Here is a 13,080-nt window from a genome sequence, read left to right as displayed (position 1 = left end):
AGTCATGTTTAGGAATACTCAATGTTGCAGCTCTACGGCTACTGGCGCTCCAGCGCTGCCTACCGGGTGCGTATCGCCCTCAACCTCAAGGGCCTGGCTTATCGGCAGGTACCGGTGCATCTGCTACGCGATGGCGGCGAGCAGCATGGCCAGGCATACCAGGCCCTGAATCCCCAGGGCCTGGTGCCACTGCTGGTGGACGACGAAGGAGGCGGGGTGCGCATCGCCCAGTCCCTGGCGATCATCGAATACCTTGAAGAGATCTTCCCGGTGCCGGCCATCCTGCCGGCCGACCCGGTCGCCCGCGCCCAGGTACGCGCCTTGGCGCTGCATCTTGCCTGTGAGGTGCACCCGCTCAACAACCTGCGGGTGCTGCAGTATCTGAGCCGCGAGCTGGGCGTGGACGACGCGGCGAAGAGCGCCTGGTACCGCCATTGGGTGGCCGAGGGCCTGGCGGCTGTGGAGCAGGGGGCGGCGGCGTATGGCAATGCGTTTTCCCTGGGCACGCGGCCTGGCTATCTGGAAGCCTGTTTGGTTCCACAGGTGTACAATGCTCGCCGTTTCGACTGTGACCTCGATGCGTACCGCCGCATCCTCGCGCTGACCGCACGTTGTGAGGCCCTTGAAGCATTCCGGCATGCCGCTCCGGATGCCCAGCCCGACGCGCAGTAACCGCAAGCACCCAAGCCATTCCGCAAGGCCACGAGCCGGGCGGGTTCGATCCCGTCACGGTCGATCACCCACAGGTGACAGATGCCAAGCGAAATGCTCCAGACCGGCCCGCTCAAGCGCGGCCTGAAGAACCGCCACATTCAGTTGATCGCCCTGGGCGGTGCCATCGGTACCGGCCTGTTCCTGGGCTCGGCCGGGGTCATGGCCTCGGCCGGGCCATCGATGATCCTCGGTTACGCGATCGGCGGGTTCATCGCCTTCCTGATCATGCGCCAGCTTGGCGAGATGATCGTCGAGGAGCCGGTAGCCGGCTCTTTCAGCCACTTCGCCCATGCCTACTGGGGGCCGTTCGCCGGCTTCCTGTCCGGCTGGAACTACTGGGTGCTCTACGTGCTGGTGGGCATGGCCGAGCTGACCGCAGTGGGCAAATACGTGCAGTACTGGTGGCCGGAAATTCCCACCTGGGCGACCGCGGCGGCGTTCTTCGTGCTGATCAATGCCATCAACCTGACCAACGTGCGGGTGTTCGGCGAGGCCGAGTTCTGGTTCTCGATCATCAAGGTGGTGGCGATCATGGGCATGATCCTGCTCGGCTGCTACCTGCTGTTCAGCGGCGCGGGCGGTGAACAGGCCTCGATCAGCAACCTGTGGAGCCACGGCGGCTTCTTCCCCAACGGGGTTTCCGGGCTGGTGATGATGATGGCCATCATCATGTTCTCCTTTGGCGGCCTGGAGCTGGTGGGCATCACCGCAGCCGAGGCCGACCAGCCGAAAACCGTGATTCCCAAGGCCATCAATCAGGTGGTCTACCGCATCCTGATCTTCTACATCGGCGCGCTGACCGTGCTGTTGTCGCTGCATCCCTGGGACGATCTGGTGGCGACCCTGACCGCCGGCGGCGACTCCTACGGCAGCAGCCCCTTCGTGCAGATCTTCTCGCTGATCGGCAGCGACACCGCTGCGCACCTGCTCAACTTCGTGGTACTCACCGCGGCGCTGTCGGTCTACAACAGCGGCGTGTACTGCAACAGCCGCATGCTCTACGGCCTGGCCGAGCAGGGCAATGCGCCGAAGCAGTTACTCAAGGTCGACAAGCGCGGCGTGCCGGTACTGGCGATCTTCTTTTCGGCGCTGTTCACGCTGATCTGCGTGGTGGTCAACTACCTGGTGCCCAAGAGTGCGCTGGAGCTGCTGATGTCCCTGGTGGTCGCTGCCTTGGTTATCAACTGGGCGATGATCAGCCTGGCCCACATCAAATTCCGCAAGGCCATGCGAGCCAGGGGCGTCGAGCCGTCGTTCAAGGCTTTCTGGTTTCCCCTCGCCAACTACCTGTGCCTGGCCTTCGTGCTGTTCATCCTGGGCGTGATGCTGTTCATCCCCGGCATTCGCAACTCGGTAATCGCCATTCCGTTCTGGCTGCTGTTCATCTGGGGTTGCTACCAGCTTCGCCAGCGCCGCCTGGCCCGCTAGGTTCGTCCCACACCCGCAGCGCAACGCTGCGGGTGGCATTTCTGCCTAACCACAGGCTGCCGCGTACGCTCTGTAACCTTTTGTCGCAGGCACGGCCATGGCCGCAGGCGCGGGGCGGTATAGTGGCTACTTGATGGCGCCAGTAATCGGTTTTTTCGCTCAGGCTTTGCTCTTTGCGGCCGATTAACTGGCTGACACCATGAGTCGCGCGGTCATCAACCTGCCTGCGCACTGCAATCTATAAAAACAAATGGAGCCGCTTGGATGTTGCATTCTGCCACTCGACTGTTCGTCGACCTCTCCGTAGGCAAGAAACTTCTGGTCGGTTTTGGCCTGGTATTGCTGCTGACCGTTGCCGTGACGGCCAGTGGCTTCGTTGCCGTGCAGGCGGTGATGAAAGGCCACGCCCAGTCCGTATCGCTGTCGACCATCGATGCGCAGATCCTCGGCGCCCGGCGCATGGAGCGTGACTACGCGATCAGTCACAGCGAAGCCGACGCCCAGCGCATGCGCGAGCAGCTCGCCAAGGTGCGTACTGGCCTGTCCGAGCAGATCGCCAGCGCCACGCCTGCCGAGCGCGAGCGCCTGCAGGCCATGGACGCCGCCACCGCCGACTATCTGCAGCAGTTCGATGCCAGCGTGCAGCAGCAGGTGCGCGCCAACGAGGCACGCATCCAGATGGGCGGGGCCGCCCAGGAGGCGCGCAGCCAGTTCGAGATGATCGAGCTGGGCATGTACGACGCCGTGCGTGAGTTGCGCCTGGCCGGCGACCAGCTGCGCGGCAGCGACCCGCTGACCCTGGCCGAGACCGCCTCGAACCTCAGCAAACGCATGCTCGAACTGCGCAGCCACGAGAGCCAGTTCATCATCGATGGCTCGCCCTCGGCGCTGGAGGACTGGAATTTCGTCAGTTACGACCTGCAGTCCTCGGCCAATGGCCTGATGGTCTGGCTCGACGAAGACCAGAAGCGCGCCATCGAAGCCGCCCTGGTGGCCTTGACCAATTACCAGCAGGCGTTCACCAACTTCCAGCAGGTGCACGAGCAGAGCCTGGCCAGCGATGCCGCCATGCTCAAGCAGGCTGACCAGGTATTGGTACTGGCCGAGCAGGCCAAGAATATCGAAGAACAGACCATGAGCGACGACAGCCGCAGCGCCATGCTGCTGCTCGGCAGCATGGGCCTCGCGGCGGTGCTGATCGGCCTGTTCGCCGCCTTCACCATCAGCCGCTCCATCGTCGCGCCGCTGCGCCAGACCGTCGAGTTCGCGCGGCGCATCGCTGGCGGTGACCTGAGCCAGGATCTGCCACAGAACCGCCGCGACGAGCTGGGCCAGTTGCTCGAGGCCATGCAGGGCATGACCAGCAGCCTGCGCGACCTGGTCGGCCGCATTGGCAGCGGCGTCGGGCAGATTGCCGCGGCCGCCGAGCAACTGTCCGCCATCACCGCCCAGACCAGTGCCGGCGTGCAGACCCAGAAGGTCGAAACCGAACAGACCGCCACCGCCATGCACCAGATGGCCGCCACCGTGCAGGAAGTGGCGCAGAACGCCGAGCAGGCCTCGTTGGCCGCCGCCGATGCCGACCGCGAAGCGCAGCAGGGCAACCAGGTGGTGCAGCAGGCCATCAGCCAGGTCGGCAAGCTGGCCCAGGAGGTCGAGCAGTCGGCCGAGGCCATGCAGGCTCTGAATCAGGAGAGCGGGCGTATCGGCAGCGTGCTGGAAGTGATTCGCGCGGTGGCCGAACAGACCAACCTGCTGGCGCTCAACGCCGCCATCGAAGCAGCACGCGCCGGCGACCAGGGCCGCGGCTTCGCGGTGGTGGCGGACGAAGTGCGCGCGCTGGCCCGTCGTACCCACGATTCGACCCAGGAAATCGAGAACCTGATCGCCAACCTGCAACGCCTCGCCGACGGCGCGGCCACGCAGATGGAAGGTAGCCGCGCGCTGACCCAGCGCACCGTGGGCCTGGCCGGCGAGGCGGGCGACGCGCTGGGCCGCATCACCCAGGCGGTGAGCACCATCGAGCAGATGAACCAGCAGATCGCCGCTGCCGCGGAAGAGCAAAGCGCCGTGGCGGAAACCATCAGCGAAAGCGTCACCCGGGTACGTGATATCGGCGAGCAGAGCGCCAGTGCCAGCCAGCAGACCGCCACCTCGAGCGCCGAACTGGCGCGCCTGGGCGTCGAACTGCAGGGCCTGGTGCGGCAGTTCCGGACCTGAGATCGCGGATGCCCGGTAGACGGCTTCCCGGGTATCGCTTCGCTCCACCCAGGCTACGGTCTGGGCTGATGTTGCGGGCTGCAGTGGTAGCCCGGGTTGAGCCTGCGATACCCGGGGTGATTTCCCGCCTACCGCAGCCTGGCGCCGTTACAGCGCCGGGTCGCCTTTGTCGCTTGCGGAGCTGGCGGCTTCGCGGCCTGGGGGCAGGTCGCTGTCGGACGGGCCGTCACCTTTTGGATCGACGCTCAGCTCGCTGGCCCACAAGGCCAGTGGCACGGGTGTCGCCGGCCGCCAGATGCGCTGCCAGAGCAGGGCCAGGCGCTGCATGTCACCGCGTTCCGAAGGCCAGCGCTCGATAAAGGGTTGCACCTGCCAGGCGTCGTTCTGCCAATGGGCGAAGTCGAAGCGGAAAGGGTGGAAGCCGGTCATGCCCAGGCGAATGTCGGTGACCACCAGGTGATCGCCGATGTGGTCATAACGCAGTATGTCGTTGGTGAACCACTTCAGGCGCTGGTGGGCCGGTGAGTCGTCCAGGGCCTGACTCAGGGCCGCACCGCGCGGCATGCGCTCCAGCACTGGTGGCGCGCTGTCGAACCAGCCAACCAATGCTTCGTGATAATCCTCGCCCTCGATGGCCACCACGCGCCACAGCAGCGTGTTGAACGGCGTCGGCGAGCTGAAGATGGCCTCGGCTTCGATGCCCTGGCGCGCCAGCTCCTGCTCCACGCGATGCTCGGCCATGTACTTGCCGCCCAGGGTCGAGGCGAGGTAAACCGTGGAAAACGCCAGGGCCCAGTTGACCACCGGGTTGGCCTTGTCCTGCAAACCGGTGATCAGCCCGTAGATCACCGCGCCCAGCAGCGGCAGGCTGTAGATCGGGTCGATGATGAAGATGCTCGACCAGGCCGCCGGCGTCGGCGCGAATGGCCAGAGTAGTTGCGTGCCGTAACTGGTGAATGCATCGAGAAGAGGATGGGTGATCAGCACCAGCCAGATTGCCAGGAACAAGCGCCGTGACGAGTAACCGGGGTTAGGCCGCCATTGTCGCAGCAGCCAGGTCAGCAGAAGGGCGAATCCGGTCAGCACGAAAAGCGAGTGGCTGAAGCCCCGGTGATAGGTCATCGCCGCCACCGAGTCGCCGTAGTCGATCACCACGTCGAGGTCTGGCAGGGTGCCCAACACGGCGCCGTACAGCAGGGCCTTGCGCCCCTGCCAGCGCCCCAACAGCGCGCCCTGGATGCTGGCGCCAAGTACGGCTTGGGTGATCGAATCCATGGATGTTCTCGCAGGCTGGGGAGGGCGGGTCGCTTAACTTACTTGAGCGTCTCAAGGGGCGTAGAGGGAAATTTCAAGCAAAGGTTTCAGCCATGCTGGCGTCTACCCTGGGCTATCCTGCACGCCCACTCGAGACAAGGCGCCCCATGCTGGTCATCTCCAACAGCGTTCATCTGCCTGACGATGAAGTCGAACTCACTGCCATCCGCGCCCAAGGGGCTGGTGGGCAGAACGTCAACAAGGTGTCCAGCGCCATGCACCTGCGCTTCGACAGCCAGGCGTCCTCACTGCCGCCGCTCTACAAGGAGCGGCTGCTGGCCATGCGTGACAGCCGCATTACCGCCGATGGCGTGGTGATCATCAAGGCCCAGCAGTACCGTACCCAGGAACAGAACCGCGCCGACGCCCTGGAGCGCCTGGCCGAGCTGATCCGCTCGGCCGGCAAGACCGAGAAAGCCCGGCGCCCGACCAAACCGACCCTCGGGTCGAAGAAGCGCCGGCTGGAAGGCAAGGCCAAGCGTGGGGCGATCAAGGCGGGCAGGGGCAAGGTCGACTTCTGAGGGGCTGTTCATGACCGTTCAGCCCATGCTCGCGGATTCTGGCAGCCAAGTGGCGGGAGCGGACATCGGCGCAGTGCCTGTGGGAGCGGGCCATGCCCGCGATTTTTCGCGCGCATGGCGCGCTCCCACAGTGGATCGGCGAACGGCCGCTTCTGCCTTGTACTTGCCGCTTCAGGCGTATAAAGATCGTGAACAGGCTCTGAGCCGGGCGCTCAATCCCACTGCGGCGCGAAGTCCGGGTTGGCCAGGCGTTCGCCGCGCTCCAGCCCGGCGATGGCGGCCATGTCCTGGTCGCTGAGGGTGAGCTTCAAAGCGCCGAGATTGCTCTCCAGATTGGCGCGCTTGGTCGACGAGGGGATCACTGCGAAGCCCTGTTGCAGCGCCCAGGCCAGTGCGACCTGCGCCGGGTTGGCGGCATGCCGGCTGGCGATTTCCTGGATCACCGGATCGCTCATCACCTTGCCATAGGCCAGTGGCATGTAGGCGGTCAGGTGAATGCCGTGTTCCTGGGCGAATTCGACGACCTTGCGGTTCTGCAGGAAGGGGTGAATCTCCACCTGGTGGGTGGCGATCTGATCGGCGCCGACCACTTCCATGGCCTGCTGCAGGTGCGCGTTGGTAAAGTTGGAAACCCCCAGCTGTGCGGTGAGGCCGGCAGCCTTGGCTTCCAAGAGGGCAGCCAGGTACTCGGCGACCTGGAGTTCATCGTCTGGCGACGGCCAGTGAATCAGCGTCAGGTCGACCTGCTCCATGCGCAGCTTGTGCAGGCTCTCCTTGAGGCTGGGGATCAGCTTGTCGGCGCCCAGGTTGTCGACCCAGATCTTGGTGGTGACGAACAGTTCGCTGCGCGGCACGCCACCATCGGCGATGGCCTGGCCAACCTCGGCCTCGTTGCCGTAGATCTGAGCGGTATCGATGTGCCGGTAGCCGAGCTCCAGGCCATTGCGTACCGAGTCGATGACCTGCTGGTCCTTGAGGCGGTAGGTGCCGAGGCCGAGGGCGGGAATCTGTGGCATGGGAGTCTCCTGTGAAATGAACGACTGTCTGCAGCTGACAGCACTGCCCAGCGCTTGTTGCGCTGGATTGGCGAGTGAGTATGGAGCGTGGACTTGTGCGGAAAAACCGCGTTTCATGGCAAACATATTTGCTGCTCGGTCACGAATTGCCGCCATGAAAACCTCCCTCGACGAACTCCTCGCGTTCAGCACCGTGGTCGCCGCCGGCTCGATCAGCGCCGCCGCTCAGCAACTGGGGCAGACCGCTTCGGGCATCAGCCGCGCCCTCAGCCGGCTTGAAGAGAAGCTCGATGTCACCCTGCTGCAGCGCACCACCCGGCGCCTGGAGCTGACCGAAGAGGGACAGGCTTTTCTGCTTCAGGCGCGGCGGATCCTCGCCAGCGTCGAGGAGGCCGAAGAACAGATGCGCGTGCGCCGGCAAACGCCAGCCGGACGCTTGCGCGTCAACGCCGCGGCGCCGTTCGTGCTGCATGCCGTGGTGCCGCTGATCAAGGGGTTTCGCGAGCGCTACCCGAACATCGAGCTGGAGCTGCACAGCAGCGACCAGATCATCGACCTCATCGAGCAGCGCACCGACGTGGCCATCCGTATCGGCCCATTGCGCGACTCGACCCTGCACGCACGGCCGCTGGACAGCAGCCGGCTGCGGGTGCTGGCCAGCCCGGCGTACCTGGCCGCCCACGGCGCGCCCGCTAGCGTCGCCGCGCTGCAAGGCCATAGCCTGCTTGGCTTCACCCAGCCCGACAGCCTCAACCGTTGGCCGCTGCGCCACGCCGGGGGCGAAAGCCTGGACATCGTGCCGACCTTGCAGGCCTCCAGCGGCGAAACCTTGCGTCAGCTGGCGCTGGAGGGCGTTGGGATGGTCTGCCTGGCGGACTTCATGACCCACCTCGACCGCAGCCGCGGCGATCTGGTGCAGGTGCTCGCCGAACACACCGTGGAGGTTCGTCAGCCGATCCACGCCGTGTACTACCGCAACACGGCGCTCACCTCGCGTATCACCTGTTTTCTCGATTACCTGAGCAGCGAATTGGGCACCATGGCCTGAGCTTTTGGTTAATGGAGAAAGGCCTTTGCTCAGGGGCGGCCGATGCGGCTGCAGGCCGCGCAGTCACAGGCGTGTAGGGGAGGGCGAGCGAGCGGCAGATATAGGCGGAACTGGCTGTGTGCCACACGGGTCTAGGATGATGGTTGATGAGGAGATACCAAAAATGACCAAATCCCCGTTCTTTCGTCGCTTGGCTGCCATGCTGGCAGTGTTCCATGTCCTGATGATCGCCCAGGTTCCACTCGCCAATGCCGCGATGATCGGCACGGGTGAAGTGCTGACCGAGCAGCAACAGCAGGTCGACCGTCAGCAACTGCTGTCGATGCTCGATGATCAGCAGGTCAAGGACAAACTGCTCGCCATGGGCGTGGAGCGTGACCAGGTAGAGAACCGCATCAACAACCTGACCAGTGCCGAACTGTCGCAATTCAACCAGCAACTGTCTGAAGCCCCGGCTGGTGCCGGCGTGGTTGGCATCATCGTGTTGTTCTTGGTGATCTTCATCATCACCGATATGCTCTGCGCCACCGACATCTTCAGTTTCGTGAAATGCATAAATCGCTAAGACTGCTCTGCGCTTCATTTCTGATCGTTCTGCTCAGTGCGTGCGCCCGGTCTCCGGTGTTGTCACCGGAAACCGGGCGCCTGCCTGAGCGGGTCGAGCTCAGCAGCGTTCCCTTCTATCCGCAGAGCGCCTATCAATGTGGGCCGGCCGCCCTGGCGACCATGCTCAACCAGCGCGGTGTGCTGACCACGCCGGGCTTCCTGCAGGATCAGGTCTACATTCCTGGCCGTGAAGGCAGCCTGCAGGTCGAGATGGTCGCCGCGGCGCGCGCTCACGACCTGCTCGTCTACCCGCTCAAGCCGCAGCTCGACTCGCTGCTCGCCGAGGTCGCTGCCGGCAACCCCGTGCTGGTGTTGCAGAACCTGGGCTTCGATTGGTACCCGCGGTGGCATTTTGCGGTGCTGGTGGGCTACGACCGTCGTGAAGAGAAACTCATCCTGCGCTCCGGCACCACCCGCCGCTGGGTGACCGAATTCGCCGCCTTCGACAAAACCTGGGCCCGTGGCAATCGCTGGGCCGTGGTCACCGTGCCGCCCGATACCTTGCCCGCCACCGCCGAGCCGACCGTATGGCTCAAAGCCGCGGCGGATCTGGAGGAGGTTGGCCGCAAGGACGTCGCCCAGCACGCCTACCGCACCGCGACCCAGCGTTGGCCCGAACAGGCCGTGGGCTGGTTCGCCCTGGCCAACAGCCGCTATGCCGGCGGTGACCTGCGCGGCGCCGAGGCGGCTTTTCGCGAAAGCGTCAGCCGCCAGGCGGATTTCGCTCCGGGCTGGTTCAACCTGTCCCAGGTGCTCGACGAGCGCGGCTGCAAGGCCGAAGCCGCCAGTGCCCGCCAGTGCGCCCAGCGCCTGAAACCGGACGACAAGCGCTTCACCGTGATCGGCAAGCAGGGCGCTGCCAGCGAGCAGTGCGCGGCTCCTGTGGCCTGTCCGGTTCAGTAGTGGTAATTGCGGGAAAACGAACGGCGCTCATCGAGCGCCGTTTTTTGTTTGTGTCGAAAATAGAGTAGGGCAACTCCCTCATAGTCGGAAGCGGCTTAATTGTGGGAGCGGGCCATGCCCGCGATTTACTTTCGCGGGCATGAACTAGGCTTCCCCGCCCGCTCCCACGGAGATCACCGCTCCCCCTTATTGACCGTAGGACGGGCACAGCCCATCGATAGCTGCATCGAGATACGAGGCTTACCCACGGCACGCCCTCCACATAAGTGCCGAGTCGTAGCCTGGGTCGAGCGAAGCGATACCCAGGAATTTCCGGCAGCCTCGCGCAAAGGGGCAGGGCATCCAAACCCACCAAATCAAAAAAACTCAGTTTTTTTAGTCAGTTAGCGAAAAAAGGTGTTGACTCTTTTTCGCTGCTCCGTAGAATGCGCACCCACAGCAGGCACATAGCTCAGTTGGTTAGAGCACCACCTTGACATGGTGGGGGTCGTTGGTTCGAATCCAATTGTGCCTACCAAATTCTTTAAATGGTCGCTTCGGCGGCCATTTTTTTTGCTCGTCGTTTTTGCGTTGCCGTCGCGGGTTGCGCCCGGTGCTTCGGAGTTTCTCGAAGATGGCCGGTTTGCCTTGTCAGGCTCGCGCGATTCTGAAAGCATCCACCGTTTCACATCCTCCAGTGACTGCGGTTCGTTCTCGGTTGGCCTCACGGCCCCTGCCTCTGTATGGCAGATACGCCACCGGATCGCTTACTGGCTCATCCCAACCCATGTGGCCTTTGGTAGAGGTCACCACTAGGAGAGGAGGCGCCATGCCCACCATTACTCTTCCCGATGGCAGTCAGCGTTCGTTCGATCACCCGGTATCCGTACTCGAGGTGGCGCAATCCATTGGCGCCGGCTTGGCCAAGGCCACCGTTGCCGGCAAGGTCGACGGCCGTCTGGTCGACGCCTGCGACCTGATCGAAAACGATGCGACCCTGCAGATCATCACGCCGAAGGACCAGGAGGGCGTCGAGATCATCCGCCACTCCTGCGCCCACTTGGTCGGTCACGCGGTCAAGCAGCTGTACCCGACTGCGCGCATGGTCATCGGTCCGGTCATCGACGATGGCTTCTATTACGACATCGCCTATGAGCGCCCCTTCACGCCTGAAGACGTGACCGCCATCGAAGCGCGCATGAAAGAGCTGATCGACAAGGACTACGACGTCATCAAGAAAGTGACGCCGCGTGCCGAAGTCATCGACGTGTTCAAGTCCCGTGGCGAAGACTACAAGCTGCGCCTGGTCGACGATATGCCGGGCGAGCAGTCTATGGGCCTGTACTACCACGAAGAATACGTGGATATGTGCCGCGGCCCGCACGTGCCCAACACCCGCTTCCTCAAGGCGTTCAAGCTGACCAAGCTGTCCGGCGCCTACTGGCGTGGCGACGCCAAGAACGAGCAGCTGCAGCGCGTCTACGGCACCGCCTGGGCGGACAAGAAGCAGCTGGCGGCCTACATCCAGCGCATCGAAGAAGCCGAGAAGCGTGATCACCGCAAGATCGGCAAACAGCTCGACCTGTTTCACCTGCAGGAAGAAGCACCGGGCATGGTGTTCTGGCACGCCAACGGCTGGACCGTCTATCAGGTGCTCGAGCAGTACATGCGCCAGGTGCAGCGCGAGAACGGTTACCTGGAAATCAAGACCCCGCAGGTCGTCGATCGCATCCTCTGGGAGCGCTCCGGCCACTGGTCCAACTACGCCGAGAACATGTTCACCACCTCGTCGGAAAGCCGTGACTACGCGGTGAAGCCGATGAACTGCCCGTGCCACGTGCAGGTGTTCAACCAGGGTTTGAAGTCCTACCGTGACCTGCCGCTGCGCCTCGCCGAGTTCGGTGCCTGCCACCGCAACGAACCGTCCGGCGCGCTGCACGGCATCATGCGCGTGCGTGGCTTCGTGCAGGACGATGCGCACATCTTCTGCACCGAAGAACAGGTGAAGAAGGAAGCGGCCGATTTCATCAAGCTGACCCTGGACGTCTACAAGGACTTCGGCTTCACCGACATCGCCATGAAGCTGTCGACTCGCCCGGCCAAGCGCGTGGGTTCCGAAGAGCTGTGGGATCGCGCCGAAGGCGCACTGGCCGATGCGCTGAACGAATCCGGCCTGGAGTGGGAATACCAGCCGGGCGAGGGCGCGTTCTACGGCCCGAAGATCGAGTTCACCCTGCGCGACTGCCTCGGCCGTAACTGGCAGTGCGGCACCCTGCAGTACGATCCGAACCTGCCGGAGCGCCTCGACGCCAGCTACATCGCCGAAGACAACAGCCGCGTGCGCCCGGTCATGCTGCACCGTGCCATCCTCGGTTCGTTCGAGCGCTTCATCGGCATGCTGATCGAGCACTATGCCGGCGTGTTCCCGGCGTGGCTGGCGCCGACCCAGGCGGTGATCATGAACATTACCGACAAGCAGGCCGATTTCGCCCTCGAAGTCGAAAAAACGTTGAATCAAAACGGATTTCGTGCCAAGTCGGACTTGAGGAACGAGAAGATTGGCTTTAAAATCCGCGAGCATACTTTGCTCAAGGTTCCCTATCTGCTGGTGATCGGCGATCGGGAAGTCGAGACAAGAACTGTCGCTGTGCGCACTCGTGAGGGTGCCGATCTGGGCTCCATGCCCGTCGCTCAATTCACTGAATTGCTCGCGCAAGCGGTTTCCCGGCGTGGTCGCCAAGAATTGGAGTAATCATTATTAAGCGTGATATGAGACAAGATAAACGAGGCGCCCCGAAGGCTCCGATCAACGAGAATATCTCGGCACGCGAGGTTCGGTTAATTGGCGCTGACGGTGAGCAAATTGGCATCGTCTCTATTGATGAAGCGCTTAGGATCGCTGAAGAGGCCAAGCTGGACCTGGTAGAAATCTCTGCCGACGCCCAGCCGCCTGTGTGCAGGATCATGGACTACGGCAAGCACCTCTTCGAGAAGAAGAAGCAAGCTGCCATTGCCAAGAAGAACCAGCACCAGCAGCAGATCAAGGAAATCAAGTTTCGTCCAGGGACGGAAGAAGGGGATTACCAGGTAAAACTACGCAACCTGGTACGTTTCCTGATGGAAGGGGACAAGGCCAAGATCTCTCTGAGATTCCGTGGCCGTGAGATGGCCCACCAGGAGCTGGGTATGGAACTGTTGAAGCGGGTCGAAGCCGACCTCGCTGAACACGGTACCGTCGAACAGCATCCTAAGATGGAAGGACGCCAGCTAATGATGGTCATCGCCCCCAAACGCAAGAAATAACCTCCAGGGCACGGCAGGCCTTATGGTT

11 protein-coding genes, 1 tRNA gene and 1 pseudogene are annotated in these 13,080 nt (G+C 63.2%); 11 read left to right on the top strand and 2 right to left on the bottom strand.

The genetic code is table 11. The annotated features are described in order from the left end of the window. Positions 1 to 21 precede the first annotated feature (21 nt). From maiA to BVH03_RS27240, 4 genes and pseudogenes are all read left to right on the top strand, one after another. A complete protein-coding gene (maiA, locus tag BVH03_RS14365) occupies positions 22 to 672 on the top strand; it encodes a maleylacetoacetate isomerase (protein WP_075961793.1) in 651 nt (216 codons plus the stop codon). Between the two features lie 81 nt (positions 673 to 753). Then, positions 754 to 2,142 (top strand): amino acid permease, encoded by a 1,389-nt coding sequence (locus tag BVH03_RS14360; protein ID WP_075961792.1) that lies wholly within the window; start codon positions 754 to 756, stop codon positions 2,140 to 2,142. A gap of 264 nt (positions 2,143 to 2,406) precedes the next feature. Continuing rightward, positions 2,407 to 3,507 (top strand): annotated as a pseudogene (locus BVH03_RS27245) (HAMP domain-containing protein); the annotation flags it as partial. Next, positions 3,490 to 4,362, top strand: a complete 873-nt coding sequence (locus tag BVH03_RS27240) for a methyl-accepting chemotaxis protein (RefSeq protein ID WP_371915361.1) — start codon at positions 3,490 to 3,492, stop codon at positions 4,360 to 4,362. The pseudogene BVH03_RS27245 and the gene BVH03_RS27240, both read left to right, overlap by 18 nt. Before the next feature lie 147 nt (positions 4,363 to 4,509). On the opposite strand, the gene BVH03_RS14350 is transcribed toward BVH03_RS27240, so the two are convergent. Continuing rightward, on the bottom strand, positions 4,510 to 5,637 hold the full coding sequence (locus tag BVH03_RS14350; RefSeq protein WP_075961790.1) for a metal-dependent hydrolase: 1,128 nt from the start codon (positions 5,635 to 5,637) through the stop codon (positions 4,510 to 4,512). A 146-nt stretch (positions 5,638 to 5,783) separates the two neighbouring features. Here BVH03_RS14350 and arfB point away from each other — a divergent pair, with 146 nt between their 5' ends. Continuing rightward, complete coding sequence (arfB, locus tag BVH03_RS14345; RefSeq protein WP_075961789.1) at positions 5,784 to 6,197, top strand: alternative ribosome rescue aminoacyl-tRNA hydrolase ArfB; 414 nt, start codon at positions 5,784 to 5,786, stop codon at positions 6,195 to 6,197. A gap of 212 nt (positions 6,198 to 6,409) precedes the next feature. Here the strand turns inward: arfB and dkgB are convergent, their stop codons facing one another. Next, positions 6,410 to 7,213 (bottom strand): 2,5-didehydrogluconate reductase DkgB, encoded by an 804-nt coding sequence (gene dkgB / locus BVH03_RS14340; protein WP_075961788.1) that lies wholly within the window; start codon positions 7,211 to 7,213, stop codon positions 6,410 to 6,412. A 154-nt stretch (positions 7,214 to 7,367) separates the two neighbouring features. Between dkgB and BVH03_RS14335 the strand changes: the two genes are divergently transcribed. From BVH03_RS14335 to infC, 6 genes are all read left to right on the top strand, one after another. Continuing rightward, entirely contained in the window at positions 7,368 to 8,261 is an 894-nt protein-coding gene (locus tag BVH03_RS14335) for a LysR substrate-binding domain-containing protein (RefSeq protein WP_075961787.1), read from the top strand. A gap of 163 nt (positions 8,262 to 8,424) precedes the next feature. After that, positions 8,425 to 8,826: a PA2779 family protein gene (locus BVH03_RS14330; RefSeq protein WP_075961786.1), complete on the top strand. Its 402-nt coding sequence runs from the start codon at positions 8,425 to 8,427 to the stop codon at positions 8,824 to 8,826. Then, positions 8,811 to 9,770 carry a PA2778 family cysteine peptidase gene (locus BVH03_RS14325; RefSeq protein ID WP_075961785.1) on the top strand — a complete coding sequence of 320 codons (960 nt, stop codon included), beginning with the start codon at positions 8,811 to 8,813 and terminating at the stop codon, positions 9,768 to 9,770. The genes BVH03_RS14330 and BVH03_RS14325 overlap by 16 nt, the downstream gene beginning before the upstream one ends. 440 nt (positions 9,771 to 10,210) lie before the next feature. Further along, positions 10,211 to 10,287, top strand: a tRNA-Val gene (locus BVH03_RS14320). 291 nt (positions 10,288 to 10,578) lie between these two features. Then, a complete protein-coding gene (thrS, locus tag BVH03_RS14315) occupies positions 10,579 to 12,501 on the top strand; it encodes a threonine--tRNA ligase (RefSeq protein WP_075961784.1) in 1,923 nt (640 codons plus the stop codon). After that, entirely contained in the window at positions 12,501 to 13,052 is a 552-nt protein-coding gene (gene infC / locus BVH03_RS14310) for a translation initiation factor IF-3 (protein ID WP_170833973.1), read from the top strand. The genes thrS and infC overlap by 1 nt, the downstream gene beginning before the upstream one ends. Positions 13,053 to 13,080: the final 28 nt, after the last annotated feature.

Source organism: Pseudomonas sp. PA15(2017), assembly GCF_001945395.1.
In the GTDB taxonomy this organism is placed as follows: Bacteria; Pseudomonadota; Gammaproteobacteria; order Pseudomonadales; family Pseudomonadaceae; genus Aquipseudomonas.
The sequence above is the reverse complement of the archived record's forward strand: the minus strand, read 5'-3'. Positions and strand labels throughout refer to the sequence as shown.

What these genes read in the sequence shown, in the direction of transcription:
- BVH03_RS14335 (WP_075961787.1), top strand. Translation starts at nt 7,368, where the DNA reads ATGAAAACCTCCCTCGACGAACTCCTCGCGTTCAGCACCGTGGTCGCC.
- BVH03_RS14325 (WP_075961785.1), top strand. Translation starts at nt 8,811, where the DNA reads ATGCATAAATCGCTAAGACTGCTCTGCGCTTCATTTCTGATCGTTCTG.
- dkgB (WP_075961788.1), bottom strand. Translation starts at nt 7,213, where the DNA reads ATGCCACAGATTCCCGCCCTCGGCCTCGGCACCTACCGCCTCAAGGAC.
- BVH03_RS14360 (WP_075961792.1), top strand. Translation starts at nt 754, where the DNA reads ATGCCAAGCGAAATGCTCCAGACCGGCCCGCTCAAGCGCGGCCTGAAG.
- maiA (WP_075961793.1), top strand. Translation starts at nt 22, where the DNA reads ATGTTGCAGCTCTACGGCTACTGGCGCTCCAGCGCTGCCTACCGGGTG.
- thrS (WP_075961784.1), top strand. Translation starts at nt 10,579, where the DNA reads ATGCCCACCATTACTCTTCCCGATGGCAGTCAGCGTTCGTTCGATCAC.
- arfB (WP_075961789.1), top strand. Translation starts at nt 5,784, where the DNA reads ATGCTGGTCATCTCCAACAGCGTTCATCTGCCTGACGATGAAGTCGAA.
- BVH03_RS14350 (WP_075961790.1), bottom strand. Translation starts at nt 5,637, where the DNA reads ATGGATTCGATCACCCAAGCCGTACTTGGCGCCAGCATCCAGGGCGCG.
- BVH03_RS27240 (WP_371915361.1), top strand. Translation starts at nt 3,490, where the DNA reads ATGCAGGGCATGACCAGCAGCCTGCGCGACCTGGTCGGCCGCATTGGC.
- BVH03_RS14330 (WP_075961786.1), top strand. Translation starts at nt 8,425, where the DNA reads ATGACCAAATCCCCGTTCTTTCGTCGCTTGGCTGCCATGCTGGCAGTG.